This is a genomic window from Oligella ureolytica DSM 18253, from assembly GCF_000373745.1.
Lineage (GTDB): Bacteria > Pseudomonadota > Gammaproteobacteria > Burkholderiales > Burkholderiaceae_B > Oligella > Oligella ureolytica.
Map to the genome: position 1 here is coordinate 1 of NZ_KB892359.1, position 1,810 is coordinate 1,810.

At 44.6% G+C, this 1,810-nt stretch carries 2 protein-coding genes; both read right to left on the reverse strand.

Annotation, left to right across the window (positions count from 1 at the left end):
- Nucleotides 1-203: 203 nt before the first annotated feature.
- On the reverse strand, nt 204-1,094 hold the full coding sequence (locus tag B092_RS0112855) for a DMT family transporter (protein WP_018575633.1): 891 nt from the start codon (nt 1,092-1,094) through the stop codon (nt 204-206).
- Nucleotides 1,095-1,199: 105 nt separating this feature from the next.
- A complete protein-coding gene (locus B092_RS14530) occupies nt 1,200-1,670 on the reverse strand; it encodes a TauD/TfdA family dioxygenase (protein ID WP_018575634.1) in 471 nt (156 codons plus the stop codon).
- Nucleotides 1,671-1,810 lie beyond the last annotated feature (140 nt).

Here is a 1,810-nt window from a genome sequence, read left to right on the forward strand (position 1 = left end):
CAGCAAACGCCACCATAGATTCAAAGGACGGCGTTGCCGTCCGCGCTATTCACCCTCGCCCTAAACGACGAGGCTTTCCGCGCATTTTGGTAAAAGCCATTATACAATTGAAGTGAGGTCGGCGCATGTTGTGAACGCCGATAGGATGGGGATGCGCGCTGGCATAAATCCCAGCGCGTTACACGGGTTACAGCGATGATTGGTCAGGATTGGCGACTGGAAAGTACTATCCCTAGGCCAATCAGTGTAATACCGACTAAGTGATAAAGACGGATGCTTTCGCCGGCAAAAATAGCTGCCAAAATCACCCCAAAAACAGGCATTAAATGAATAAATAATCCTGAAATCATTGGCCCTACACGACTAATGGCAAGGCTATAGCACACATAGGCGATGACTGAGGGGAAGATACCCACGTAGAGTAACGCCATTTTAGCGTTGTTATTGAGGTGAATGGGTAATTGGCCGCCACTCTCCCATAACCACAGTGGGAATAATGCAATGACGGCAATGGCAATTTGTACGCAGGTTAGGGCGGTACGGTCCATGCCTTGTGGCGTGTTTTTCATCCAAAGGGTGTAAATAGCCCAACAAACCATCGCGGTAAAGATGATTAAATCACTGGTATTAAAGGAAAAGCTTAAGAGTGCATGGATATCGCCATTGAGGATAATAATGCCGACACCAAACAGCGACAGGATCAAGCCGATAGAGGGTAAGGCATAGAGACGTTGCTTATAAAACAGCACGCTAAATAAGATAATCAGTACTGGGATAGTGGAGTTTAAAAGCAGTGCATTGGTCGCCGTGGTGCCATGTAGTCCTAAATAAATTAGGGTGTTAAAAGAAGTTACCCCAACAATCGAGGTTTTTAACACAAAACCTATATGCTTTTTATAAAGAGGCCAATCGCGTTTTATATACCGATAGACAAAGGGCAATAAGCAGCAAAAAGCAATGACCCAGCGCCAAAATGATAAGCTCATTGGGCCAATATCGTCACGGACAATGCGACCAATGACGAAGTTACCGGCCCAAAACAAAGGGGGAGCAATTAATAAAAAGAGATGATTGATACTGAGGTTTTTAGACACGACACAAACGCTTTTAAAATAGTGGTTTTAATAAAAAAGCATATTTAGTTTAAACTTATTTGATTCATTTTACTCAACTTGAGAGCATCTAATCAGAGAATTATTTTAAATGCTGCTTTTGGGAATCCCGTTACGTCCGGGAAAATCTCTTGCTAAGCGTCGGGCATTAGGCATTTTGAGCCATAAACGCAATAGCTTACGACGCTTTTCGACATCATCAAAATCGACAAAAGCAGTACGTGAATGGAGAATGGTGTAATTGTTGCAAAACTGAATATCACCCGGTTCCAGCATCATATCTAAACGCATCGCCGGATCATGAGTAATTGCATCGAAGATATCTAGGGCTTCAATCTGCACTTGCGATAAAGGTGTATTGCGTCGCTCATGACCCAGTTCAATATAATGGCGTAAATATCGAGTGGCCAGCTTGCCATCATACACGCTGAAAATAGGGGATAGCGAAGGCTCGGGCTCACCCAAATGATCAACCCAAGCCGGGTGGTAGTAATAGCCTAGGTATTCACGGTGGTTTTTTAAAATTTCATCAAGATGTTGTGCGAGATACCTCGTCATTGATGGCGGGGAGGGATAGCACGGGTCACGCAGTGACCCCCTTTGTTCTCGCGCCTCCTAAATGTTAGAAGCTATCTATTCGGGTGGAGTAACCGTAGCCATCGCCCCGTTGAATCAGGGTACAGTAGCGATGGCTAATG

What these genes read in the sequence shown, in the direction of transcription:
- B092_RS14530 (WP_018575634.1), bottom strand. Translation starts at nt 1,670, where the DNA reads ATGACGAGGTATCTCGCACAACATCTTGATGAAATTTTAAAAAACCAC.